This is a genomic window from Nitrobacter hamburgensis X14, assembly GCF_000013885.1.
GTDB lineage: Bacteria > Pseudomonadota > Alphaproteobacteria > Rhizobiales > Xanthobacteraceae > Nitrobacter > Nitrobacter hamburgensis.
The window spans coordinates 154,812-177,820 of sequence record NC_007959.1 but is presented as its reverse complement, the minus strand read 5'-3'; the positions used below and the strand labels follow the sequence as shown (position 1 = coordinate 177,820).

At 59.4% G+C, this 23,009-nt stretch carries 20 protein-coding genes, 7 pseudogenes and 1 other annotated feature; of the genes and pseudogenes, 13 read left to right on the top strand and 14 right to left on the bottom strand.

Annotated elements, in window-relative coordinates:
* Positions 1-20: 20 nt before the first annotated feature.
* From NHAM_RS21590 to NHAM_RS25710, 5 genes and pseudogenes are all read left to right on the top strand, one after another.
* The gene (locus NHAM_RS21590; protein ID WP_011504901.1) at positions 21-1,190 is read left to right on the top strand and encodes a hypothetical protein; all 1,170 of its coding nucleotides are present in this window, start codon (positions 21-23) and stop codon (positions 1,188-1,190) included.
* Positions 1,190-3,169, top strand: a complete 1,980-nt coding sequence (locus NHAM_RS21585; protein WP_011504902.1) for a glycosyltransferase family 2 protein — start codon at positions 1,190-1,192, stop codon at positions 3,167-3,169. Before NHAM_RS21590 ends, NHAM_RS21585 begins: the two co-directional genes overlap by 1 nt.
* Positions 3,170-3,589: 420 nt before the next feature.
* The gene (locus tag NHAM_RS21580) at positions 3,590-4,552 is read left to right on the top strand and encodes a L,D-transpeptidase family protein (protein ID WP_011504903.1); all 963 of its coding nucleotides are present in this window, start codon (positions 3,590-3,592) and stop codon (positions 4,550-4,552) included.
* Positions 4,471-5,031: pseudogene (locus tag NHAM_RS25715) on the top strand (carbon starvation CstA family protein); the annotation flags it as partial. The gene NHAM_RS21580 and the pseudogene NHAM_RS25715, both read left to right, overlap by 82 nt.
* Positions 5,032-5,186: 155 nt before the next feature.
* Positions 5,187-5,947, top strand: a protein-coding gene (locus tag NHAM_RS25710; RefSeq protein WP_086008381.1) for an IS5 family transposase whose coding sequence is annotated in 2 segments (ribosomal slippage) — positions 5,187-5,520 and positions 5,520-5,947 — 762 coding nt in all. Because the reading frame shifts where the segments join, the coding sequence is not laid out codon by codon here.
* Positions 5,948-5,967: 20 nt separating this feature from the next.
* Here the strand turns inward: NHAM_RS25710 and NHAM_RS28655 are convergent.
* The 5 genes and pseudogenes from NHAM_RS28655 to NHAM_RS29490 all read right to left on the bottom strand — a co-directional run.
* Positions 5,968-6,157: pseudogene (locus NHAM_RS28655) on the bottom strand (hypothetical protein).
* 433 nt (positions 6,158-6,590) lie between these two features.
* Positions 6,591-7,516: pseudogene (locus NHAM_RS21560) on the bottom strand (DEAD/DEAH box helicase); the annotation flags it as partial.
* 547 nt (positions 7,517-8,063) lie between these two features.
* Positions 8,064-9,295 (bottom strand): IS3 family transposase gene (locus NHAM_RS21555; protein ID WP_086008380.1). Its coding sequence is split into 2 segments (ribosomal slippage): positions 8,064-9,004 and positions 9,004-9,295, totalling 1,233 coding nucleotides; the frame shifts between segments, so codons are not numbered across the junction.
* Positions 8,895-9,011, bottom strand: a sequence feature (AL1L pseudoknot). Its footprint overlaps the gene before it by 117 nt.
* A gap of 354 nt (positions 9,296-9,649) precedes the next feature.
* Complete coding sequence (locus NHAM_RS24265) at positions 9,650-11,314, bottom strand: sensor histidine kinase (RefSeq protein WP_245270093.1); 1,665 nt, start codon at positions 11,312-11,314, stop codon at positions 9,650-9,652.
* Between the two features lie 231 nt (positions 11,315-11,545).
* Positions 11,546-11,689, bottom strand: a pseudogene (locus NHAM_RS29490) (IS481 family transposase); the annotation flags it as partial.
* A gap of 15 nt (positions 11,690-11,704) precedes the next feature.
* Here NHAM_RS29490 and NHAM_RS25690 point away from each other — a divergent pair.
* Entirely contained in the window at positions 11,705-12,031 is a 327-nt protein-coding gene (locus NHAM_RS25690) for a transposase (RefSeq protein ID WP_081435090.1), read from the top strand.
* 365 nt (positions 12,032-12,396) lie between these two features.
* Positions 12,397-12,592, top strand: a pseudogene (locus NHAM_RS27230) (IS3 family transposase); the annotation flags it as partial.
* On the opposite strand, the gene NHAM_RS29485 reads toward NHAM_RS27230, so the two are convergent.
* The 3 genes from NHAM_RS29485 to NHAM_RS21540 form a co-directional block, all read right to left on the bottom strand.
* On the bottom strand, positions 12,572-12,790 hold the full coding sequence (locus NHAM_RS29485) for a DUF6894 family protein (RefSeq protein ID WP_430707716.1): 219 nt from the start codon (positions 12,788-12,790) through the stop codon (positions 12,572-12,574). The pseudogene NHAM_RS27230 and the gene NHAM_RS29485 sit on opposite strands and share 21 nt — an antisense overlap.
* Before the next feature lie 195 nt (positions 12,791-12,985).
* Positions 12,986-13,168, bottom strand: coding sequence for a hypothetical protein (locus NHAM_RS27225; RefSeq protein ID WP_157043825.1), 183 nt, complete (start codon positions 13,166-13,168; stop codon positions 12,986-12,988).
* Positions 13,169-13,581: 413 nt separating this feature from the next.
* The gene (locus NHAM_RS21540) at positions 13,582-13,779 is read right to left on the bottom strand and encodes a hypothetical protein (protein WP_041359447.1); all 198 of its coding nucleotides are present in this window, start codon (positions 13,777-13,779) and stop codon (positions 13,582-13,584) included.
* Between the two features lie 239 nt (positions 13,780-14,018).
* On the opposite strand from NHAM_RS21540, the gene NHAM_RS21535 reads away from it, so the two are divergent.
* Together NHAM_RS21535 and NHAM_RS21530 are read left to right on the top strand one after the other, a co-directional pair.
* A complete protein-coding gene (locus tag NHAM_RS21535) occupies positions 14,019-14,216 on the top strand; it encodes a twin transmembrane helix small protein (RefSeq protein ID WP_011504913.1) in 198 nt (65 codons plus the stop codon).
* A 346-nt stretch (positions 14,217-14,562) separates the two neighbouring features.
* Complete coding sequence (locus NHAM_RS21530) at positions 14,563-14,895, top strand: hypothetical protein (protein WP_011504914.1); 333 nt, start codon at positions 14,563-14,565, stop codon at positions 14,893-14,895.
* A gap of 489 nt (positions 14,896-15,384) precedes the next feature.
* Here the strand turns inward: NHAM_RS21530 and NHAM_RS27220 are convergent, their stop codons facing one another.
* From NHAM_RS27220 to NHAM_RS21520, 3 genes and pseudogenes are all read right to left on the bottom strand, one after another.
* Entirely contained in the window at positions 15,385-15,552 is a 168-nt protein-coding gene (locus tag NHAM_RS27220; protein ID WP_157043824.1) for a hypothetical protein, read from the bottom strand.
* A gap of 313 nt (positions 15,553-15,865) precedes the next feature.
* Positions 15,866-16,058 (bottom strand): annotated as a pseudogene (gene traD, locus NHAM_RS25680) (conjugal transfer protein TraD).
* 4 nt (positions 16,059-16,062) lie between these two features.
* On the bottom strand, positions 16,063-16,200 hold the full coding sequence (locus NHAM_RS21520) for a TraC family protein (RefSeq protein WP_245270092.1): 138 nt from the start codon (positions 16,198-16,200) through the stop codon (positions 16,063-16,065).
* A 92-nt stretch (positions 16,201-16,292) separates the two neighbouring features.
* Here NHAM_RS21520 and NHAM_RS21515 point away from each other — a divergent pair.
* Positions 16,293-16,731: pseudogene (locus tag NHAM_RS21515) on the top strand (type IV secretory system conjugative DNA transfer family protein); the annotation flags it as partial.
* A 581-nt stretch (positions 16,732-17,312) separates the two neighbouring features.
* On the opposite strand, the gene NHAM_RS21510 reads toward NHAM_RS21515, so the two are convergent.
* Complete coding sequence (locus NHAM_RS21510) at positions 17,313-17,630, bottom strand: hypothetical protein (protein ID WP_245270091.1); 318 nt, start codon at positions 17,628-17,630, stop codon at positions 17,313-17,315.
* 526 nt (positions 17,631-18,156) lie between these two features.
* Between NHAM_RS21510 and NHAM_RS27215 the strand changes: the two genes are divergently transcribed.
* Positions 18,157-18,348, top strand: a complete 192-nt coding sequence (locus NHAM_RS27215; protein WP_157043823.1) for a hypothetical protein — start codon at positions 18,157-18,159, stop codon at positions 18,346-18,348.
* A gap of 105 nt (positions 18,349-18,453) precedes the next feature.
* Here the strand turns inward: NHAM_RS27215 and NHAM_RS21500 are convergent, their stop codons facing one another.
* Both NHAM_RS21500 and NHAM_RS21495 read right to left on the bottom strand, forming a co-directional pair.
* Complete coding sequence (locus NHAM_RS21500; protein ID WP_011504918.1) at positions 18,454-20,229, bottom strand: ABC transporter ATP-binding protein/permease; 1,776 nt, start codon at positions 20,227-20,229, stop codon at positions 18,454-18,456.
* Positions 20,230-20,406: 177 nt separating this feature from the next.
* Positions 20,407-21,162 carry a DUF72 domain-containing protein gene (locus NHAM_RS21495; protein ID WP_011504919.1) on the bottom strand — a complete coding sequence of 252 codons (756 nt, stop codon included), beginning with the start codon at positions 21,160-21,162 and terminating at the stop codon, positions 20,407-20,409.
* A gap of 309 nt (positions 21,163-21,471) precedes the next feature.
* Here NHAM_RS21495 and NHAM_RS28645 point away from each other — a divergent pair, with 309 nt between their 5' ends.
* A complete protein-coding gene (locus NHAM_RS28645) occupies positions 21,472-21,687 on the top strand; it encodes a hypothetical protein (protein WP_011504920.1) in 216 nt (71 codons plus the stop codon).
* Between the two features lie 124 nt (positions 21,688-21,811).
* Positions 21,812-22,888: a flavodoxin family protein gene (locus NHAM_RS21485; RefSeq protein ID WP_041359441.1), complete on the top strand. Its 1,077-nt coding sequence runs from the start codon at positions 21,812-21,814 to the stop codon at positions 22,886-22,888.
* Positions 22,889-23,009 lie beyond the last annotated feature (121 nt).

Sequence of the window (23,009 nt, the reverse complement as noted above, 5' to 3'; positions counted from 1 at the left end):
TTGCGTCAGGTTCCGCAGCAATGGGCGATCCAGCCTCCAGCCACAATCCATATTGCGCCGGGCTAAGCCGGGCTGTGGCGTCCCAGGCGCGCGGTTCGGAGCCTGTCTTTATCCGAAGCTATGAACCCGGGCAGGGTGAAGATCATCTGCCTCGCGGACTGGCCACGACGGCATTTGTCTATGACAACGCCTTGGCCGCGATCGCGTTGGTGGCGTGTGGAAACCTGCCGGAAGCGCGGCTGATTGGCGACGCGCTGAGCAAGGCGGTTCGCGCCGACCGCACGTTCCATGACGGCCGCATCCGCAACGCCTATCGCGCCGGCCCAGTCGGCAAGGGACCGCCCGCGCTTCCAGGCTGGTGGGACAGCGACAAGAAATTGTGGGCGGAAGATCCCGCACAGGATGGCACCGCCACCGGCAACGTCGCGTGGGCTGCGCTGGCGTTGCTGACGCTGCATCAAGCGACCCATGACGCGGCCTATCTCGCCGATGCGGAGCGGCTGCTCGCGTGGATCATCCGCAACACCGCCGCCGAAACCGAGGGCTTTCGCGGCGGTTTCCACGGCTACGATCCCGCCCAGGTGCGGCTCGCTTGGGTGTCGACCGAACACAACGCAGATGTGTACGCGGTTGCCAACTGGCTGTTGCGGCTGACGGGCGACACGAAATATGCCGAGGCGGCGTCGAAGGCGCGGCGGCTTCTCGACGCTTCGTTTCGCGACGACCACTTTCTGCTCGGACGCAACCCCGACGGAAAACCGGCTGACGACGCCATGCTCGCGCTCGACGTTCAGCTCTGGCCATGGATGGCGGTCCCCGATGCGCCCGCCGAGTGGCGCAGCGCGCTTCGTTTCGCAGAGACGCATCTGGCTGTGCCCGGAGGCTTCGACTTCAATGGAGACCGCGACGGTCTGTGGGTTGAAGGAACCGCGCAAGCGGCGCTGGCCTATCGCATGTCCGGCGACCTTGCGCGCAGCCGGGCGATTTTGGCCGCGCTTCGCTCGGATCAAACGGAATCAGGCCTGCTCAACGCCACGCGCAGCGCCAGGGTGACCACCGGCCTGTCGATCGACCCCACCAGCACGAACGCCGACTTTTTCTACTATCGCAGGCCCCACCTCGGCGCCACCGCATGGGCCGCGCTGGCGGCAACCGGCTGGAACCCGTTCACCGGGCGAAAGATGAGCTGATGCTGGAAAGCGCCGCCGACAATTCGTCGATCCTAATGATCGATTTTGGACTGTGGATCGGGCTGCTTGTGAGCGCGCGCCTGCTCAACCCCTCACGGGCGCTCGATCGGATGATCTTCGGGTCGACAGCCGGAGCATTGCTCGTGATCTATATCTTCTGGTGTTGGCACGACACCTTGCCGCGGCTTTCGATGTCCGCGCAAAGCCTCTGGCCGCACCTGTTTTTCACGCTCGAATTCATCGCGGTCGTCTACACGCTGATGTCGATCGTCATTCTGTTCCGCAGCGTCGATCGGTCCGGACAGGCCGATCGGACGGAGCACGATATGCGCGTCCGCAACGCCTGGCCCACCGTCGATGTCTTCATTTGCACCTATGACGAGCCGCTTGAGGTGATCGAGCGCTCCATCCTGACAGCGCTCGAATTGGATTATCCGGATTTCACCGTCTGGGTGCTTGACGACACGCGCAGAAGCTGGCTTCGCGACTACTGCCTGGAAGCGGGCGCGCGATATATCACGCGATCGGACAACAAGGCGGCGAAGGCCGGAAATCTCAACAACGCGCTTACGGTGACATCCGCCGCGACCAATGCGCCCGTCATTCTGGTTCTTGACGCGGACTTCGCCCCGCAACGGCATTTGCTGAAACGAACGGTTGGCTTGCTGGCGGACCCGGGTGTAGCGATCGTTCAGACGCCGCAATTCTACTACAACAGCGATCCGATCCAGCACAATCTGCTGGCCACGCAAAGCATGGTCGATGACCAGCGGTTCTTCTTCGACGTCTTTCAGCCTGCCAAGGATGCCTGGGGATGCGCGTTTTGCGTCGGCACCTCGTTCGTCGTGCGCCGCGATCGTCTGGTTGAGATCGGCGGATTTCCCAGTCAGGCAATCTCGGAAGACATCAACCTGACCTACACGATGCTGGCGCATGGCTATCAGACCTGGTGGCTCAACGAGAAACTGAGCTGCGGATTGTCCGCCGAAGGCATTCCCGAATACATCACGCAGCGCAGCCGCTGGTGTCTCGGCACAATCCAGGTCGCACTGTTGCGCGACGGGCCGTTGTTCGGTCGCGGACACTCCGCGATTCAACGGCTGCACTACATCCACGGAATTCTGAACTGGCTCTGCAAGCCGTTCCTGGTTCTACTTCTCATCGCGCCGATGATGTACTGGTTCGCCGGTCTGCCGGCATTCGAGGCCGACTATCTGGCGTTCCTGCGCTACGGCGCGCCGGCCATTCTGGGTCAGACCATCTACATGGCCTGGATTTCACGATCGCGCACCGTTCCCTTGTTCATGGAGGCGACGCACGCGATCGTTTCGTTTGCGGTCTCCGCGACGCTGATCAGCGCCGTGGTCAAGCCGTTCGGCCGGCCGTTCAAGATCACCGACAAGGGCGGTGACCGATCGGCGCCGAAGCTGCGGTGGAAGCTGGCGCTGACGTTCGGCCTGATTGCGTTCGGCTCCGCGGCGAGCATCGCATGGGCTTTTCTTTCTCCCTATGCGGCCAGCGAAATTTCGTCTCGCGATTACTTCAATCTGCTGTGGGCCGGCATTTCGATGCTGATCGCATTCATCGCGTTCGTGGCTTGTTTCGAATTGCCGCGAGGCGACAAGTTCTTTCCTGTCAACGAGGCCGGCGCGCTGGCGCTCGCGGGCAATGATCATGCTGTTCCCTGCCGCGTCGCCGCGCTCTCCACCTCTTCCGTGGAATTGACATGGACGGCAGCAATGCGTCCGCTGACCGAAAGCGCCCAGCCTTGGCTCTACATGGAGCGGCTGGGGTGGGTCGCGGTCACCGTCGCGGCGGCGACCGGCAAGACCGCCCTTGGGCATCTTCATCCGACCTTCGAGCAGCGAAGGCGGCTCGTGATCTGGCTGTTCGGGTTGCCTCCGAGTGACGTCGTCGAGACCGTGCGCATCACCGGCGTCATCGCGGGCCTGGTTAGACGCGGTTTTCGCGGGCGCTAATCTGATCAGACACGATTATAGCCGGTGGCTGGACTCGTTCCGGAACCCGGGAATCCTTCGGGCGTTAGTCGCGATCCACGAAGAGGAACGACAAGGCCGCGGCGAAAAAGACAGCGAAGGCCCACGTGCGCAAAGCAAGACCTGGCGCGGGTAGTACAGGATACGGTGCGCATAATGAATCAAGTACGACAGAGCGGGGTGGCGCGGTGAAGATGGCGGTCAAGAACGTTGGCGACAGAAAAGCCGCAGGAAGGTCGAAAAGCACCTTGGGAGCCCGGGGTGCCGAGGCTGAACTCGTTCTTCCTGGCTGTCTGAGGACTTCCTTGGAAGCCGGAGCTGCCGCTATGAAACCTGACTGCGAAGTACATCTTCATTGGCTTTGTGCTGGCATGGGCCGCTAACTCCGCGGCCGGCGCCGAGATGAACGCGCCTGCCATTAACTCCGCTGAGCCTTCGAAGACGACCCTGTCGAACGAGAAGCCGACCCCGGCAGGCGTTAGGCTGCAGGTCCTGCTGGATAGGGCGCACTTCTCGCCGGGCGAGATTGACGGCGTATTCGGAGAGAACGCGAAGAAGGCGCTGCGCGCCTACGAAGAGGCCCAGCAATTGCCAAGCTCGGACAATGTCAGCGTCGAGGCCTGGAGAAAGCTCGCGACGGACGACCGTCCAGTGATCGCGAACCACACCATCATGGATAGGGATATTGCCGGGCCGTTTCTCCACAAGCTTCCTGCCAAATTGGAAGAAATGAAGGGCATCCCAAAGCTGTCCTATGTGAGCGCAAGAGAGGGGTTGGCCGAAAAGTTTCACGTGAGCGAGGACCTGCTCGTGGCTTTAAATCCCGGACGGCATATCGACCGCGCCGGAGTAACCATCGTCGTCATCGATACCGGTACCGGCCAAATTCCTAAAAAGGCGGCAAAGGTGGAAGTCGACAAAAAACGGCAGACCGTGAAGCTCTTTGACAAGTCGAACGGGTTGATCGGATTCTACCCCGCGACCGTCGGCAGCGAGGAGAAACCATCGCTCTCAGGTACCCTGAAGGTGACGACGGTCAAACGCAATCCGACCTATCATTATAATCCAGCTTATTACTTCGGTGGCGTCCATTCACGCAAACCGTTCACTATAGCGCCAGGGCCGAACAATCCGGTCGGCACGGTCTGGATCAGTCTTTCCGGCGAGGGCTACGGCGTCCATGGCACGTCATCTCCTGGGAAGGTGTCCAAATCCGAGTCGCACGGCTGCATCCGCCTCACGAACTGGGATGCCGAGCGCGTCGCCGAAGACGCTGGAAGCCTTGGTACCACTTCGCTATCCTGTTTGAAGCGCTGTTCATCCTTACCGCGGTCGACGCCGGGACGCGGGCGGGCCGCTTCATGATTCCGGATCTGCTCAGCCACATTTACGCGCCGCTTGGCCAGACCGAGTCTATTTTCTCAAATATCTCTGCTACAGTGCTATGCGTCGCCGGTTGGGGCTACTTCGTCTACCAAGGCACCATTGATCCCCTCGGCGGCGTGAACACGATCTGGCCGCTGTTCGGTATTAGCAATCAGATGCTCGCCGGTATCGCACTGTTCTTGGCCACAACTGTGCTCATCAAGCTCAAGCGCGAGCGCTACGCATGGGTGACGCTCGTGCCGACTGCATGGCTCCTGGTGTGCACGTTCACAGCCGGATGGATGAAGGTGTTCTCGTCTGATCCGCGAATCGGCTTTTATTCGCTGGCAAACAAGTACAGCGAGGCGACATCGGCCGGTACTATCTTGGCTCCTGCGAAGAGCATCGCGGAAATGTAGCGCGTCGCGCTAAGCAATTACATCTGCGGCACGCTTACGGTGATGTTCGTGCTGATCGTGATGATGGGCTATTTCACCATCCGGACGTTTTTGGCTCGCTGGATGTCTGATAGCCTGTTGCCACCGGACGCCGGCACTCTCTAGGATCAGGACCTATTAAATTCTTGCGGTTGGCATGATTGGCTGATTCATTGGTGTCGCGAGGGGGCGTCACCATGGCTGATCTGTTTTTGCTGTCGGAGGCGCAGATGCGCCGGATCGAACCGTATTTTCCGTTGTCGCACGGAGTTGCGAGGGTTGATGATCGGCTAGTGATCAGCGGCATCGTCTTCGTTATCAGGAACGGGCTGCGCTGGCGCGATGCGCCGCGTGAGTACGGCCCGCACAAGACCATCTACAATCGGTTCGTGCGCTGGAGCCGACTTGGCGTGTTCAACAAAATCTTCGCGGAACTGGCCCGCAAGGCCGGCAAACCATCCCGATTGATGATCGATGCGACTCATCTGAAGGCGCACCGTACCGCTGCGAGCCTTTTAAAAAAGGGCCTGTTCCCCGACGTATCGGGCGCACCAAGGGCGGTTTGAACTCGAAGCTGCACGCCGTATGTGATGGCCAGGGACGTCCCATCATCATGTTGCTCAGCGAAGGCCAGATGAGCGATTACAAGGGCGCTGCGTTGATGATCGACGCGTTGCCGTTGCCGCCGGCGAAGCAGTTGCTCGGCGACAAGGGATACGACGCCGACTGGTTCCGTCAGGCGCTCGCCGCGCGCGGCATCACGCCATGCATCCCGTCGAAGTCGAACCGCAAGAAGCCGATCGACCATGATCGTGTGCTCTATCGCCAGCGGCACAAGATCGAAAACATGTTCGGCAGGATCAAGGACTGGCGGCGCATCCATACCCGCTACGATCGATGCGCTCATACCTTCATGTCCGCAATCTGCATCGCAGCCGCAGTCATCTTCTGGCTCTAATCAATGAGTCCTGAGCCTAGTTACATTCCGTGGCTCTGGAATACCTTCTGGCACCGCTTGCTCAGCTTCGTGCGGTTTTTCTGTCCGGCAAAGTCGCTGTGCGTCTCGTGTGCACGCCTGTTGCTCCTGCGGGCTGCCCATATGGCCCTGAGCTAATGACGAGGACGCTCCGGTCAGTAAGGCGATAGCGGCGAGCATTAGTTGGCGCATCGATCATCTCCATGAATTTGTGTCTAAGCCCAATCTCAGGATAAAGCGGCAACCTGTTGCGCAGTTCCTCCGGTTCCAATTTGATTGTCCGTCGTCAGATAATTTGAGACTGATTAAGCGGCTTGCGAAGGGAGGCTCTCGACGGATTGGTGGCGCGAACGTGGCCAAATCCGCTCGCGAACCGCTGACGTGGATCCATATCTTCGAAGAGCTGCGCGGGCGCAGTTATGACGGCGGCTACGATGCTGTGCGGCGTTCGCCAATAGGTCGCCTTATTGTTCGCCGTCAGGGCCTTTGAGACCAATTGAGGGACTTCACGGAGGTAGGATTTCTGGTTCATCGTAGCCGTAAGGAGCGCAAATGAAACAGAAATCCGGGCCGGACAAAGCGCCGGCAGAACAAGTGCTGAAGGACATCCGACGTCAGACCCGCCGAGGTTCGGCAGATCAATGCCGCGCGCGGCCACATCGGTCGCCACGCAGACTCGGGCACGTCCGTCCCGCAAGGCCTGCGTCGCTCGTTCTGCGTCAGCTCTCCGGAGAGCGCGACCACCGAGAAGCCGCGCTCCAGAAGTGTCGCCTGCAAATGCCGAACGGCATTTCTGGTGTTGCAAAACACCAACGCACTCGGCGATTCAAAGAATCGCAAGACGTTGACCACCGCGTGGTCGACATCGCTGGCGACGATTCTGATGGCGCGGTATTCGATATCGGCATGACCGCCTTCGTCGTCAGCGACCTCGATCCGAAAGGCCCTTTGCTGATATCGCTTTGCCAGCACGACGATGCCGCGCGGTAAAGCCGCCGAGAATAACAACGTGCGGCGCATTTCCGGCGTGGTCTTGAGGATAAATTCCATATCATCGCGAAAACCGAGATCGAGCATTTCATCGGCCTCGTCGAGCACGACCGCCTTCAAGTCCGAGACGTCGAGACGCCCGCGCCGCAAGTGATCGCACAATCGCCCCGGCGTGCCAACCACGATGTGGGCGCCCGCGGCAAGCTCGCGCTGTTCGCGGCGCGGATCCATGCCGCCGACGCACGAGACGACGCGCCCATTCGCGTATTGATAAAGCCATGCGAGTTCGCGATGGACCTGCAAGGCAAGTTCGCGCGTCGGCGCGACGATCAAGGCGCGCGGCATGGTCGCTCGCTGGAACCATTCGACGCCACCCAGGAGGTTTTTTGCGATTGCCAGCCCGTAGGCGACCGTCTTGCCGGATCCGGTTTGCGCCGAATCAAGAAGGTCGCGATCGACAGCTTCGTCCGCAAGCACGGCAATCTGAACAGGGGTCGGCTGATCGTAGCTGCGCTCGGCTAAAGCTCGGGCGAGTGGCGGAGGTGTGGTCGGAAATGGCACCGGATGACAAATCTTGTTGGCGTTCAGACCCCATCACATCGAATCGAACGGGATAAAGCTGCGTGCTGGCAGATTCACAGCCGCATATGTGGGAGATTTAATTGAGATTGAAGCGCTTTACGCTAAAGAGCGGCCGGCTGCCCATATCTCGCATGTTCGGGGACTTTTTCGTCGTGCATCTCCACTGTCCGCCTTGGGTCGATTGTGTTGAAAACTCCGCCGTTGAGGGGGTGAGATCGCTGATTCATTGTTGGTATCGGCGGAGGCTGGAAACAGTTTTAGCGCGTGCATCTGCATGCGTTGGTGCGCGCCTTTTCGGGACCTTGCGACCGGTTTTAACGAAGTTGAACTGTAGGTAGTGAAGTAGCCTGGTCGGGCAAAAGCGCCATCGTGCGTGCGGCCGGAAGCCGCCGGAGGCGGCTGATGAGCAGCGTGGTGAGTCTCATTCGGCGGGAGGGGCGCGAGAAGCTTGGCGTGCGGATCGAACATATCACAGCACGCTTGCTGGTGAACCGTACCGGGTTTGCCGGAGGCCGTTTGGTGTAAATTACGCCGCCATGCCTGGTTGCTCCAGCATAGCGTAGTAGCGTTGCTCGGCTTCGGCCGGCGGGATGTTGCCGATGGGCTCCAGCAGCCTTCGGTTGTTGAACCAGTCGATCCATTCGAGAGTGGCGAACTCGACGGCCTCGAAGCTGCGCCACGGTCCGCGCCGATGGATCACTTCGGCCTTGTAGAGACCGTTGATGGTTTCGGCGAGAGCGTTGTCATAGGAATCTCCGACACTGCCGACCGACGGCTCGATGCCAGCCTCAGTCAGGCACTCGGTGTACCTGATGGATACGTATTGGCTGCCCCTGTCGCTGTGGTGCACGAGCCCGCCGCGATGGACCGGCCGCCGATCATGCAGGGCCTGCTCCAGCGCATCGAGCACGAAGCCGGCGTGCGCCGTGCGCGACGCTCGCCAACCCACGATCCTGCGGGCATAGGCGTCGATGACGAAGGCGACGTAGACGAAGCCGGTCCAGGTCGCGACATAGGTGAAGTCGGAGAGCCACAGGACATTCGGCCGAGGCGCCTTGAACTGGCGATTGACGTGATCCAGCGGGCATGGCGCGGCTTTGTCGCTCATCGTGGTTCTCACGGATTTGCCGCGGATGGCTCCCTGCAAGCCCATGTCGCGCATCAATCGCGACACCGCGCAACGAGCAATATCGAAGCCGTCGCGTTTGAGCTGCCGCCAGACCTTGCGCACGCCATACATCCGGAAGTTCTCATCGAACACGCGTCGAACCTCGATCTTCATGGCGGCATCCTGCCTGGCGCGTGCCGACAGCCTGGCCGGGTCGCGCCGTCTGGCCACATCGGCGTAATAGGTCGAGGGGGCGATCGGCAAGACCTTGCAGATCGGCTCGACCCCGTGCGCCTCGCGATGACCGCTGATGAAGGCGATCATGGCTTGGACCGGCGGTCGAGCTCCGCCGTCGCAAAATAAGCGCTCGCCTTGCGCAAGATCTCATTGGCCTGCCGAAGCTCGCGGTTCTCCCGCTCGAGCGCCTTCAGTTTCTCCGCCACGTCCGTCGGAACACCTGCTCGCTTGCCCCTGTCGATCTCCACCTTCTTCACCCATTCCAGCAGGGTATGGCCGGAACAGCCGATCTTGGGGGCTATCGCCTCAATCGCAGCCCAGCGAGACGGATACTCGCTGCCGTGATCCACAACCATCCGAACCGCTCGGGCCCGAACCTCCGGTGAAAACTTGTTCGTCGTCTTGCTTGTCATGGCTCCATCCTCTCAGGAGTTGGAGCCTCCGGCAAACCCGGTACGGTTCATGGCGCCGTTTTCGGCGTCGGACTTAGATGTCCCGGCATCCGCAGCGCCGCGCCGCCGCTTTCCCGACGCGCCGTTCGTTTCAATATCGGATAATCAGCACGCTCCCTTAAATGAGGCCAACTGGATCGGCACCATTTACCACGGCTTGCCGACCGACCTGTTACGGCCTTTCGAGGTCGGCTCCTACCTCGCCTTCCTCGGCCGACTGACGACAGAGAAAGGACCGGAAGCCTACAGGCGGCGATCCGCGCGGCAGGTTACGGAGCGCATGCACCACGTCATGCGAATGCAGTTCGCGCTGAACTACGATGACAAGAGGGAAGGATTGGATGGGATGTCGCCAAACAGTTTGCCCGGCAGAATGATCTCGATATCCATGCCGCCTTCTGGATAGGTACGGGCATAGCTGCCTTGCAATTGTTTGTTGATTGTAAGATCCAGAAGCTTCGAACCAAAGCCACTGTCCGCGGCATCAGAATAGCCCGTCTTCACCGGCACCCTCTCGATCCACTTGATACGCAGGTCGTCAATGCCGCGGCTGATATGGACGCCCAAGGCGCCGTCCGGATCATTCAACGCACCATACTTGGTCGAATTTGTCGCTAGTTCGTGGAAAACGAGAGCCAGCGGCGTAACGGTTCTACCATGGATGAACACTTCATCGCCATCGACGACGAAGTGTTTGTCTTCACCATCCTCATAAGGCCGAAGCAGGGTACCGATGAACTCCTTGAGTGAAGTGAATCCCCCGGCAGCGTCAGACGACGCGGTCCCGGTGCGAATGCGAACAAGACCATGCGCATGGTGTAATGCCACGAGCCGGTTTCTCAGTGTGTCTGCCAGCGGTTTCATCTCGGGTTTGCCACGGACTGACAGGCTGATCAGCCCGTTGACGAGCGCGAACAGATTCTTGATCCGATGATCAAGTTCATTGGCCACAATCTCACGCTCGGCCGCCAGCTGCCTGAGCTGGTCAAGGATTTCATTTCTCGTCGCAGTGGTCGTGGAGATGATGAGCGGGCCCAGAGTAATAAGTGCAGCCCCCATGCTGATCGACAGCACTAGCGATTGATCGACATGCGACACGTCAATGTAGCCCAACGTTGTCGCCATGATCGCCCATATACAGAATGCGAAGGTCAGTAAGGCCGTCAGAAACACGCGATAGGAAATTGCGCACCAGAGAAGGGCCGGTACAGGGAATGCGAGAGCTCCTACTCCTCCGAAAAAGATCCCCGTGACGACCGAGAGCACCAACACAATAATCGGCGCTTGGTCGTGAAAGGTCGGCTGCGGCAGTTGCCGCCGCCCCCATTTACGGCCTTCCGGGTAGGACAGGATTATCGGCAAAAAAGCCAGCTGGTTTATTAGCTCGACGGAAAACCAGTACCGAAAGGAGCTTACTGCTGCCGGATCATGGAATAAAGGACCGATCATGATTGAGCCAACGATGCCGGCGAATATGGACGCGGCGCCCACCGCAAAGAGCAGGTAGAAAACCGAAGTCAGGCGCTGGAGACGCTGGTCGACCCGATCGAGCCTGGATAGCAAGACATAGCCGATGACCACGACACCGAAATTATATGCGGCCAGACCCGCGCCTGTCATAAGCCCGCAACCGATAATCGGGATCGCGATTGCGAATCCGGCAAGACAAGCGACCCAGCCCAGGGGAAGCGCCAATAAAGAAAAGCGCATGAGCATACCGAGCATGAACGGGTTGGCGGGCCAGATCAACGACAAGATCTTATCGTTTGCCGTGAGGGCACCGAAAATGCAGAGTACCGAGTAAGTTCCACCAAACATCAGAAAATAAAACCAAGCCCAGCGTGGGTTGGTCGGAGTCTTGAACCAGTTGATCATCGTTACGGCTTTGGCCTCGGCTTTAACTTCCCCTCCGTCAGTCTCAAGCTTAACATCGCACGGTGTGTCAACCGGCGCTTTCAATTGCGGGTTGCTGTCAGCCACTTCATTCCTTGGTCCTGCCCGGTGGCGCTTGCCCCCATGCGACCTGGTCGGATTGCGGAGACGGGGCGAGCGCGGGTGACATACGATTGCCGGTTCGAACTTGAATTCAGGAGAGGCGCCAATCCGATTTGAATATGCCAAGAAGGGCGCGAACCTTCGACCCGCCGGTGATACCCCCTTCGCCCGCGAGTTTCGCGTGCCGGCCGTAGAGCACGAGCCGCTTTGCGCCATCTAGGTGTGGAACCTCAAAACGTTGTCCTTGCTCAAACCGAACCCGCTGATCTGCGTTTGAGATTTTATACCACCATGGGTCGGGTGCCAGATGCGCAGCCAGACCGGCAGCTCCTGGGCGCGCCGATCTGATGTTGGATAGGATAGACGACTAACCCTATGTTGTTCAGAAATGTCCAGCAGGAGACGCCTGAACTTCAAATCAGCAATCCTTTCGCCATCGGAACTGCAATCAAGCTGACAGCGTTGCTTGCAGCCGTGATGCTGGCCGCAGAACTCGTGCGTCGCGATACAGTAGATCGGTTTGTTGCCCGATCCAAGTCGGTCGGAGCATACATTGGGTTAACGTCAAGACGATACCAATCGCGCGAGATTGATTATGGTGGCCGGATATCCTGGCGAGGCGATCGAATGTTGCGCACAATCCTTTATGAAGCGGCCAACAGCTTGCTATGCCGGGTGAAATCTGGCCTGGGCAGCACCTGAAAGAATGGGCCAACGCCATAAAGAAGCGCACGAGCCATAAGAAGGCCGTCGTAGCCTTGGCCCGGAACCTGGCAGTGATCATGCATGCTATCTGGACAGACGGCACAGAGTTCGAGTCCAGGGAGGCCTGATCAGAAAGTCCCGCGCCAACAGCGCCGGCGACAGTTCGTATCCGGTCAGAGCGGCAGGCTACCGGGAAAACCCGATCGAGGTACATGCGGGCAAATGCATCGCGAACTTCACATTTCGGATTCCGGTGCCTTGAATGCCGAGATGAAGCGCCAAATTGGGGCGACTTCGAAAAGAACCTTGCAGGTGGCCATACGCTACAAACTTACCGAGCGTCGATGATCAATTAAAGACCCTACTTGAAGATGATCGGCTGGGGCTGGTTTTATCTGTCGTGGCCTGGAGACTGGGTCCCACGATGTGTGCCTCTGACGTCACGGCCACGCTCGACCAAGCACTCTCGGCCTCCGGCCTCGATCACACAACCGCTGTCTTCTGAGCGACAATGGATCGAGTTATGTGGCGGACGACCTAGCCAAGTGGCTCAAGAGCATGAGGAGCTGGAATCCGTGCAATCTCTCGACCGTCCTCATGCATTATAACCACAACAGAGGCTGATGCATGGCGTTTCTGTAATGCATCAGCGACATTTTGTGCCCAAGCGATCGCAGCGGCATCGTCGCAACGTATCAGTCCAAAGCGATCACGAAGGTCCGCCGGTCCTACGACGTGGAAGTAGTAGCGCGGCATAGCACCCGACGTCGTCGAGTTTGATTCGAACTTAAACAAAGCACATCTCCTTCCACTCCTTGGAAGTGTGGACTGGTGCGTCCACATTGTGACGCGGAACATATCTCCATAATAACCGGCCACCGCGCGACCACGGGGGGACCGACGCGCGGGGCGCCAACGCATTCGCTGATCCGAGCGAGGAAGTGCGGCCGTTTACTTTGACAGCTGTAATCCCAGTGAGTTTACCCATTGCTCAAGTTTTGCGGCGTCATCGCTCTGCCAGATTGCTTTCAGCATTGTGTGTCGCTCGGGTCCATATGGAAGCGAGCTGATCTTTTCGCGGATGTCAGCTGCAAGTTCAGAAAGACCGTGAAGTGGAAGATCGATCTGCTGCACGGCACTGCTCCTTTCGCTTCGAGGAAGGCGGGTGCGCAGCTAGCGTTCTCGTGACCAATATTTGCCAAGAGCCGTGCGCTGATGAGCAGAGTGTGCGGTCCCAATCTTTGGGACGCTACTGAATTATTTAACGACATGGGGCGGAACGAATCGGGAGGTTCGGTTCTGGACATTTTATTCCTACTCGTAGGATTGCCAAAATGTTCAGCAATTTTCGCGCGGTTGCATCCGCAGCGACGGCCCGCCACGTTCTGCAATTCGAACACGGATGAAATGAGGATGTAATATTTTATGATTGCCCGGCGATGAGCAATCATCGACCTCATCGCTAGGGAAGCGAATGATCAAAATGTGCCTTTTTAAACTGCGCTTCTTTGTTGCTCGTGTTCGACTGTCCACGCGGATGATGGCCTCTATTTAGGCCTCTGCAAGCCGGGAGAGTTGACCCATGCTTTAAGCTCGCTCGTAGCATCGGCTTTGCGAGCTTTCTCCAATAGCGCTTGACGCTCAGGTCCTCCCGGTTCCAACCTTTTGGCTTCGTCGCGCGCGTTTTGGGCGAACTCGCCGAGCCGCTCAGTCAATGTCTTGATTTGCTGGAAGCGTTTTGCCATGGCGCTTCTCCCTGCTGAGGAAGGCCTCGGGAACGCCAGCGGAATTACTTCTATTTGATGGACCAGATCGGAGGTCCGATTCTGGAACTTGCTCCCACCCGCCAAATTCCCGGTCCCGATTAGGCCCGCCAGCCCCCACGGTGGGCCTTTTTGATGTAGCCGCGACGCACCTCACGTGGCTAGGAACTCATCTCCGCCCACACAGTTGCTAGAGATCTAGCGGTGAGATCCAACTGCCCATGATCACATTCCTTAGCCAAGTTTTGGTGCCAATCTCACTAGCCTCCGTCGCGGCGGTGCTGCTGATGGGCCTCACAAACATGATGCGCGGTGGCAGTCCCACCCGCTCGCAGAACCTAATGCGAATGCGGATCCTCCTACAGTTCATCGCGATTGTCATCACCATGGCGACGATCTGGGTAATGGGCACACAGTAATAGGGTCCTCACCGGTACCAAAAAATAAGGATGAGTTCATATGGATGAAGACAGGGAAAGCCCAATGCCCCAGGGGCCGACCGACAATCTGTTCCTTGCCGTCGGCGGCTTTGGATTTGTAGCGGCGCTCGTGGCGGTCGGACTGATTGTGGCGGCCAGCCTCGGACTTTTACGCTGAATGCTGCCGCCTCACCAATGCTACGAACGCCGGCGCGCGCCGCTGACGTTTGTGTTGGGACGGCCTGTATGCCTCTGAGAGGCCCAAGCAGCGCCGGGCGCGCGCCGCAAAGGAACGAAGGGCTAGTTGAGGGATTGATGTCTTCACAACGTGGAAAGGAGCGTCCCTATGAGCAACGATCCCGAAACGCGGCCCAGTGTGGGCCAAGATGTGCATCAGGACCCGCAAGGTGTTCATCCGCCGGCGGCCCCTAATAACATGCGCCAGGGGCGTCCACCGGCGCCCGCAAACACGCCGAACCCAGACCCTGGATATCCCGACCAGACGTCTATGAATCAGAACAACCCTGACCAACAGCAGAACCGAGGCGAGAGGCCGCGGGTGCAGCAGGAGCAGGATGAAGCCACCCGAAAGGCCGAAATCAGGAAGGCCGTAGAGGAAGATGATCCGGACAACAACCCTCGGGGCCAAGAAAAAACCGGATTCAGCGGCGGACCCTAATCGAGCCGCGCAGTCGCGCTAACCCTTACATGAAGGCCGCCCACTGGGCGGCCTTTTCCATTATAGAAAACCTCGCCGGGGCCGGATTGTCTTGCTCCAAACTTAGAGTTCGCTCTGGCTCTTTTATAGGAACGTCTTACAGCGGGCCGCATTTACCGGATGGGGGAAGAACCAGCACCTCACACAACCCCGAACCCGATCAGGCCCGCCGTTGCTCCTTCCGGCGGGCCTTTTTGGTGGGGCCCCTCTATCCGGAACGCACCCTCTGTTCGCGGCGTTGCCAGTGCGGACGGGTCTGTAGCCACTCCCAGCGTAAGGGTTCCTGGATGGGGTTGCGGTGTCCCGGCCGGACCCGTCCGTGCTCATTCCCGCGCCGGCGGGTTTGTTTTAGCCCGATCTCAAGGAATGCCTCGCTGGTTTCCTGCGCTGCCTGAAAGTCTCCCGGACAAAAGCGGTGGTCGGCCTGCGCCTGTTGGCGCCGAGCCGCAGTCACACCGCCATCCGCCGCGCCCGCTGGTTGGTCTGATGCCCCTTACCTGCTCTGAGCGCCTCGCGCGCTGCACGGATCTCGGGCGCGCCGATCTTCTCGCCAGCAAGTGTGCGCCGCTCCAGCGCCTCCCGAGCGGCCGCTGTGAGCGCAGGCGACGCCAAGTGCACCAGCGCGTTCCAGGAAAGACGTGTGAAGATCTCAGGCCTGGCACCAAGAGGCGCGCCACCTTGAGCGCGTTGACCGTGAGCTTGTCTCGACGTCGAATTGCTGTCGGACCTGTCGCCGTACGCGCGATTATTTGTCAACGGCGGAGCAAAACCCGGACACTTGGGCGGAGTAAAAGTAGGCCAGTCCAGACGCGGCGGAGGCCGCTCCGACTTCCGACAAGCATGCCGCGGCAGGACAGTGATCGAAGGACGCCATTGCCGTCCGGCGTACCTTGTCTCGAGGCTGGGTGGAGGTTTCACGCGCGAACCCAAATCATCGGCCTTTCGCCGTCAGGCGCCCGCGCTCCGTCTCGTTACCGTGAAGACGAGCCTTGGCATCGAGCAGCAGGGCCGAGCAGCAGCGCGCGCTTCTCGTAGCGCAGCCCGGCCTTGGCGATCAGGCCGCCGAGCTCGATCTTCTCCCGCGTGTCCTTCTTGCGGGCCTCCACGGAATCGGAGCGGCGCATCCGCTCAGCCCTCTTGAGCCGCGCCCGCAGACGCGCCAGATGCGACGCCCGTGGCCGCCTTCGACGTCCGGCCGCCGCTTTTGCGAAACCTGCTCGCTACCTCCTCGAAGGCCGACAGCAGAGCGGCCTCTTCGATCCGCACGGACGTCGTAATGTCTTCCGGGACTTGGTGCTCTTCACCAGAAAATGCGGGGCGGCGCCACGAGAATTCAGCCGCTACGGCTCCCCAACGCCGTGCCGGCCGGAGACCGGCTGCTCGCCTATGCCGATCCCTCGACCGTGATCGGCGCGACGATCGCGGCGCTCGTGGCCGTGTTCGGATTGCGGGTGGCGATGCGCGGCAATGCCGCGTTCGCGGACGCCGCGCCGCATCCGGGGACGACGGGCCATCCATGGCGAGTCCGACTGGATGCCAATGACCGAGGCCGCGCGGCTGTTTCCCGATACGGGCGGCATCGTGGTCGGCGAGCGTTATCGCGTCGATCGAGACGCGGTCGCCGACCGGGCCTTTCGCGCCGACGAGGTGGACACATGGGGAGCCGGCGGCAAATCCCCGCTGCTCTGCTTCGATGCCTCCTTCGGCTCCTCACATGGCATCGTCTTCGCGGGCTCCGGCGGCTTCAAGACCACATCGGTCACGGTGCCGACCGCACTCAAATGGGGCGGCGGCCTGTCGCCGACCGGAGCGGAATTATTGTTCGAGGTGCAAATCCGACCTCTTTCTAATTGCACTTGGCCGATAAGAAAAAAACGATGGCAATTCGCGGCCGAAGCTATCAGAACGCCGCGGAGCGACCGGGTCATTGGCTGAACTCACGGGCTCGGGAAGTGTTTCGACGGCCGCATCCATGGCGGATCTTAGGATCGCCACGACCTCCGGCGAGAAGGATGCATTGGCAAAGTCTTTCATCGCTTTATCCAAAGGTAGGCCGAGCTCTTTTTGCTCAGGGGACCGTCGTCCATTTATCAACGACGGTTGGCTGTGATTAAACGAACCTCAGTCCCATGATCATTTCGAAGACACGAGGATGAAAAGTGAGGCCAAACCCCTTTTGAACAATCGACCGACCCTTCTTCTTTCAAAATTGCCGATGCTGGAGCTGATGCCGCCGGGTCTCCTGCAGTGGCTGACGTCGCCACCGATCGGGATGGCATTTCTCGGCTCATGACTTTCTCCGTTAAAAGATGAACCTTAGTCTCTGGTCAGCTGTGCGAGGATGTCACGGCGTGCTCTCCTGTCGAGGCGGTTCGAACTTATGCGCTCGCCTTCCCACGGGCTGCATTCATCGCGTTGCGGCCGGTCTCGCGCAGCCGATCTACGGCTTCCGATCCGATGTCACCAAGTTCGGCCTTTAGCGTGTCGGAAGCCTCTCGCACGCTATGCGAGACGGCTCCGGCACGTGCCTTCAGGTCCTCTTTGACGCGGTCACTGACTTCACCGACCCATTCATTTTCGAGATCCGACGCAGTGAACGCCCCTGCAACGGCAACCCCGACCGCCAAACCTATGGCGCCGAGCACCAGCGGCTGTCTCTCGAGCAGATCGGAAAGGGAGGATTGGACCTTCGCCATGGTCTCCTTCGGGGGCAGCGCGTCGGCCGCCTCGCTGAAACTCTCGCGCGCGTAAGTGACCCCTTCTCCGAACCGATCTTTGATCGCGTTTGCGGCGTCGGATCCGCGGATACGATGTCGTCGGCTGCTTCCTTCAGTCTTTCGGACACATCTCGCGTCATGTCGTCGGCGGATTTGCCGAGATCCGCCTGGGACACGCTCTTTGCGGCGGCATCGGCCGCCGACAACACCGCATCCTTGGCATTTTCGAATCCGGATTGGACGGCCTTGCCAGCCGCGCGCTTCACGCCGCCACTCGCCTTGCCGAGGACTCTCCTTAACAAGGTCGGTCACAATTGATCCGCCATGTACATATTGTCTCTGGCGGCGCCTGGCCAGCGCGATCCGAAGCGTGCGGACCGGTCCCGACGACAACGTTGGCGGGATGAGGACGTTCGAGTTTCTCCTAGAAGCCGATCTGCATTTGAACCGACAGCCAGCGACGGTTGACTTATGTTTTTGTGGCCAGTCTCCGCAGGAGGTGGACATGAGAGACCATGATGTATTGCTTCACGTCATCGTTGAGATAAAGGATATTATCGACCGATATCTTGAAGTCGGCACCGGGTTTCCGGAAATTACGATTGATCGGTTGGTCGAAATTCTGGATCGGCACGAGTTGGTGGTCGCGATCGACCGGTTGGAGCGTGGGTTCGGACGGCCGCAGCTGATCAACTGAAACGCAATGCTTGGCGCGCATAATGCCGATTGTTGCCGCGACGCAGCTGTGGTCAGGCCTGGCGCGGCCGCGAGGATATCTCACTTGTCGTCGCAGCGCTCTCGCTCAACGAGATGCATTGCTCTGGCGTTGGCGCAGGAAACGACCCAGCAGGCGGCGTTTTCCCTTGCGCGGAATGAGGTCAATATCGCTTACCAGCTTCGCGCCACCCTGGCGTCGCTCTAGAACGACCTTTCGAGTATGAAAGGCTTCGAGTTCGACCCGATGTGCCACGCTGACGACGGTGGCGTTGGGAAGCTGCTTATTGAGGAGTTCCATCATCTTATCCTGGCTCTTTGCGTCGAGCGCGGACGTTGCCTCGTCCAACACGATAATATCGGGGTTGTGCAAAAACAGCCGGGCGAAAGCGAGCCGCTGCTTTTCGCCGCCCGAAAGCGTCTGGTCCCAGGGCGCTTCTTCCTCAAGTCGCTCCTTGAGATGACCCAGCCCTACTTTGTCCAGCGCGGTGCCAATTTGTTCAAGAGTCCAGTCTTCCGCACCCGCGGGGTAGGCGGCAGCGCGACGTAAGGTTCCAAACGGCACGTACGGCTTTTGCGGTAGCATGAACAACCGACGGTCCGGATGGAAGCTGACGCTGCCGCCACCCCATGGCCACAGGCCAGCGATAGCCCGCACCAACGTGCTTTTGCCGGTCCCGGACTCACCCGCGACCAGCACGCGCTCGCCTGTGTCGATGATCACTTCCGCTTCTCTCACCACGGCGGTGCCGTCGTCGAGCGTCACGGACAAGTCGTTAAGGCTGAGGATCGCGTCGCCCGCGCTCTCGCCGCGCTGGATGCGGCCGATGCCGTCGCCACGCTCGGCGCGATCCAGCCCGTCAATCGACATCATCAGCGACGCGATCCGCCGCGCGCAGGCATTCCAGTCAGCCAGACGCGGATAATTATCGACAAGCCAGCCGAACGCGCTTTGCACGATGGTGAAGGCCGACGCCGCCTGCATCACCTGTCCCAACGTCATGCTGCCATCGAGGAATTTCGGCGCGCATAGTAACAGCGGGATGACCGGAGCGATCAGGCTCGATCCCTGCGATACGATGGTGGTACGCATGTGCTGACCGCACAGGAGCGCCCATTGCTTGATGACGCTGGCGAACGTTTTGTCGATTCCGTCGCGCTCTTCCTCCTCACCACCCAACAGGGCGATGCTTTCGCCGTTCTCGCGAACACGCGTCAACGCGTAGCGATATTCGGCTTCGGCCTGGTTTTTACCCTCCGAAACCGCGACAAAGTGGCGGCCGATGTAGGCCATCGAAGTGCTGGTAACTCCGGCATAGATCACCGCCGCCACCACCAGAAAACCGGGCATGGTAAATGTCGACCCGCCGATCGTCAGGGTCAGCGCCCCCCCAATGGTCCAGAGCACCACAATAAAAGTTGCCGCCGAAAGGAACGCGGATATCACGCCGGAAGCAAAATCCACCGGCGCGTCGGTGGCAACCCGCAGATCCTCGGCGATGCGATATTCCGGGTTTTCGTGGTCGCCGCTGACAAGATTGAGTTGATAATAGCGGCCGTTGGTCAACCACCGCGACACCACCGAATCGGTCAGCCACGCGCGCCAGCGGCGCTGGATGCCCATGCGGGCGAACACCTGAAATACGCCGAGTGCCACGCTGCCGATCGCGAGCGGGAAGAACACCCCCGTTAGATAAAAAACCGTAGCGGAGTCGCGCTTCTCGATGGCGTCAAAGATCGCGCGATTCCAGACGTTGATGGCGTATTGGAACCCGACGTTTGTAATAATCAAGGCGAGAAGAGCCAACTCCTGGTCGCTCTGGAACCGGTCCTCGGCCCCGCGCCGGAACGTTTGCCGCTCCAACCGCTTTTCCTTTTAATAACCCAGGGAGAATTCCATGAGCATTCAGTGATAACCGAGACGTGCCCAACGGGAACATTCCGATGGTTTGCCACATATTGCAGATCACGGCTCCTGCATCCTCTCCGAGAACAAATGTTCCAAAAAATGTGCCGCGGTGACAACTGCTTGAAAGGCCGCCTATGCGTCAGCTTTCAAGTGCATCAGCCGCATCAGCCGTGCGGCATCGAGCGGAGCCGCGCTCTTCTGATCGTTGTCGAAATAAACGTAGATACTGTGTCCCTCGTTTCGCAGGCGTGATAGCCGCCGCGCCCAAGCCGTCAGTGTTTGCGGCGCATAACGATCGCGATAGTTTCCCGATGGTCCATGAGCGCGGACGTAGACATGGGGTGCGGTTACCTTCCATGGTGCCGGTGCGTCGTGATGGTCCGAGATGCAAAGGGCGCTGCTATGATCGCGCAGAAGATCGAAGGTTTCCGGCGTGTACCAGCTCGGATGACGAAACTCAAAGACGTAAGGGCGCGGTTTGCGGAGCCGCTTGAGAAACGACGCAAGCCGCGTGGTGTCCTTCTGAAATTGCGGTGGAAGCTGAAACAGCACGGGACCAGCCTTCGCCTTCAGAAGGCGGAGGCGACGTTCCAGCAGGGCGAGGCTGTTGCCGGATTTCGGGCCGAGCCGTTTCCAGTGCGTGATGAACTTTGAGACCTTCCAGGCGAAGACAAATTCTTGGGGAGTCTGTTCGACCCAGGCACGGACTGCCCCGGTTGTCGGTGTCCGATAGAAAACCCCGTTAAGTTCCGTCGTGCGGAAGTGATGTGAGTAGTAGTCGAGGTGAAACCGGGCCGGAAGTTGCGGCGGGAAAAACGGACCGCGCCAGGATTTGTAACTCCAGCCAGAGGTTCCGATGAGAAGAACCGGCTTTGGTTTCTTGCTCATCGCTCGGAAAGCCTCTTGCCTCGAATTGAGCGGACACCGAGTATTAACGGCAGCTCGGCGCGCCGGTTCCTGGGGCAGATGTGCTGCAAGAGCAACTAAGCAAGCAGACCAAATCAGACAGGTGTGTGGGCCTGTTTGGCTGCCTCATGGCCCGGAAAAAGATTCGCGGCATGATTCAGGAACCTCGGCTGCGGGCCGGAATTGGTGCCAAGGAGTGCGATGGAAGTGGCAGAGTGGCAGCGGAGGCTCCACGTCGGTTGGCGCCGATGTACAGCGACCGGGATTCGATGGATCGAGAGGGCTTCAGTTATGGGACTTGCACAATATGCAGTGGTCGTGCGCGGGCAGGGATGGACGATCCTGTACGATGGAGATGCAACGAACGATTACGCAACTAAGGAAGCCGCCTTTGAGGCGGCGGTTGCCACGGCAAGCCTGGCGATACGTGAAGGGCACGAAATTCACATCAGCGTTCCGGGTCGATCGGCGGGCAACAGGACTGCACTAGGCGCGGAAACAAGGTGATCCTCCCGTCGCGGTCTCCAAACATGGCGGCGCACTCGACGTTTGCCGGCCGGGTTCTTAGATCAATGAGTTTCTGGCGGTGCGGACGAACACGTTATAAAAACACGTTATAAAGAAGGCACTCATGGTTGAATCGATGGTCCGAACGGGAATGCCTCCTGTTAGATTAGATCGTAATGAATTTGAACGACGTTATCGTGAGCGCTTTCGGGATCCTGTGTTTTCGCCGCTCGGGCGCGAGCTTGATACGATCATAGCAGCGGCATGGGATGCCTATAGCCATTCGCGCAAGTCACCGGCGACCCGCAAGGCCGGTGCTGGGTTTGCCGATCCTGACTATGACCTCGCCGTCGACTGGCTCAAGGCGCGCGACGCGATCGATCAGGCGCAGCAACGTTATGATGACACGGGTCTGAGCTTGCGTATTCTTCTGATTAACGGCTCGTCGCGCAGCGAACACACCTGCCCGGGCGAAATGTCCAAGACCTGGCGGATGGTGGAGATTGCAAAATCCTGCTTTGTCGAAATGGGATTTGATGTCGATGTGCTCAACCTGTCGCGACTGGCGTCGGAATTTGGAAAGCAGATTCATCCGTGCAAGTCTTGCGCATCGACGTCGATGGCGCTTTGCCACTGGCCGTGCAGTTGCTATCCCAATTATTCGCTGGGGCAGACCGACGACTGGATGAACGAGATCTATCCGCTTTGGGTCGCCGCTCATGGCATTATGATCGTCACGCCGGTCAACTGGTATCAGGCACCGACAGCGTTGAAGGCGATGATCGATCGGCTGGTCTGCGCCGACGGTGGCAATCCCGATCCATCTTCAACCCACGGCAAAACCGTCAGCGAAGCAAAAGAGCTCGAACTGCGGGGCTGGCCTTATCCTCGCCATTTGGCCGGGCGGCATTTTGGCCTGATTGTGCATGGCGACAGCATTGGCGCGGAAACATTGCGGCGGTCGCTCTCCGACTGGCTGACGGATATGAAGTTGATATCCGCCGGCAACATGGCGGAGTGCGACGGTTACGTAGGCTACATGAAACCCTATGCGACCTCTCACGAGGAGTTCGACAAGGACACGGCTTTCCAGGAGGAAGTGGGTAACGCGGCCCGGGCGTTGGGCGCTGCCGTCAGACTCGCGCGTGCCGGTCGCCTCGATAATCCCGCTGAAGGGCTAAGCGATCCCGTTCCGAAATAAAAAAGCAACGAGTCAGCGCCGGAGCGATTATGCACATGCCGGATGACAATCGTCTGCATCGACAAGTAATCCATTTTGCCGGATTGGCTGCGCGACAACAGATACATCCTGCGCGCTGCAC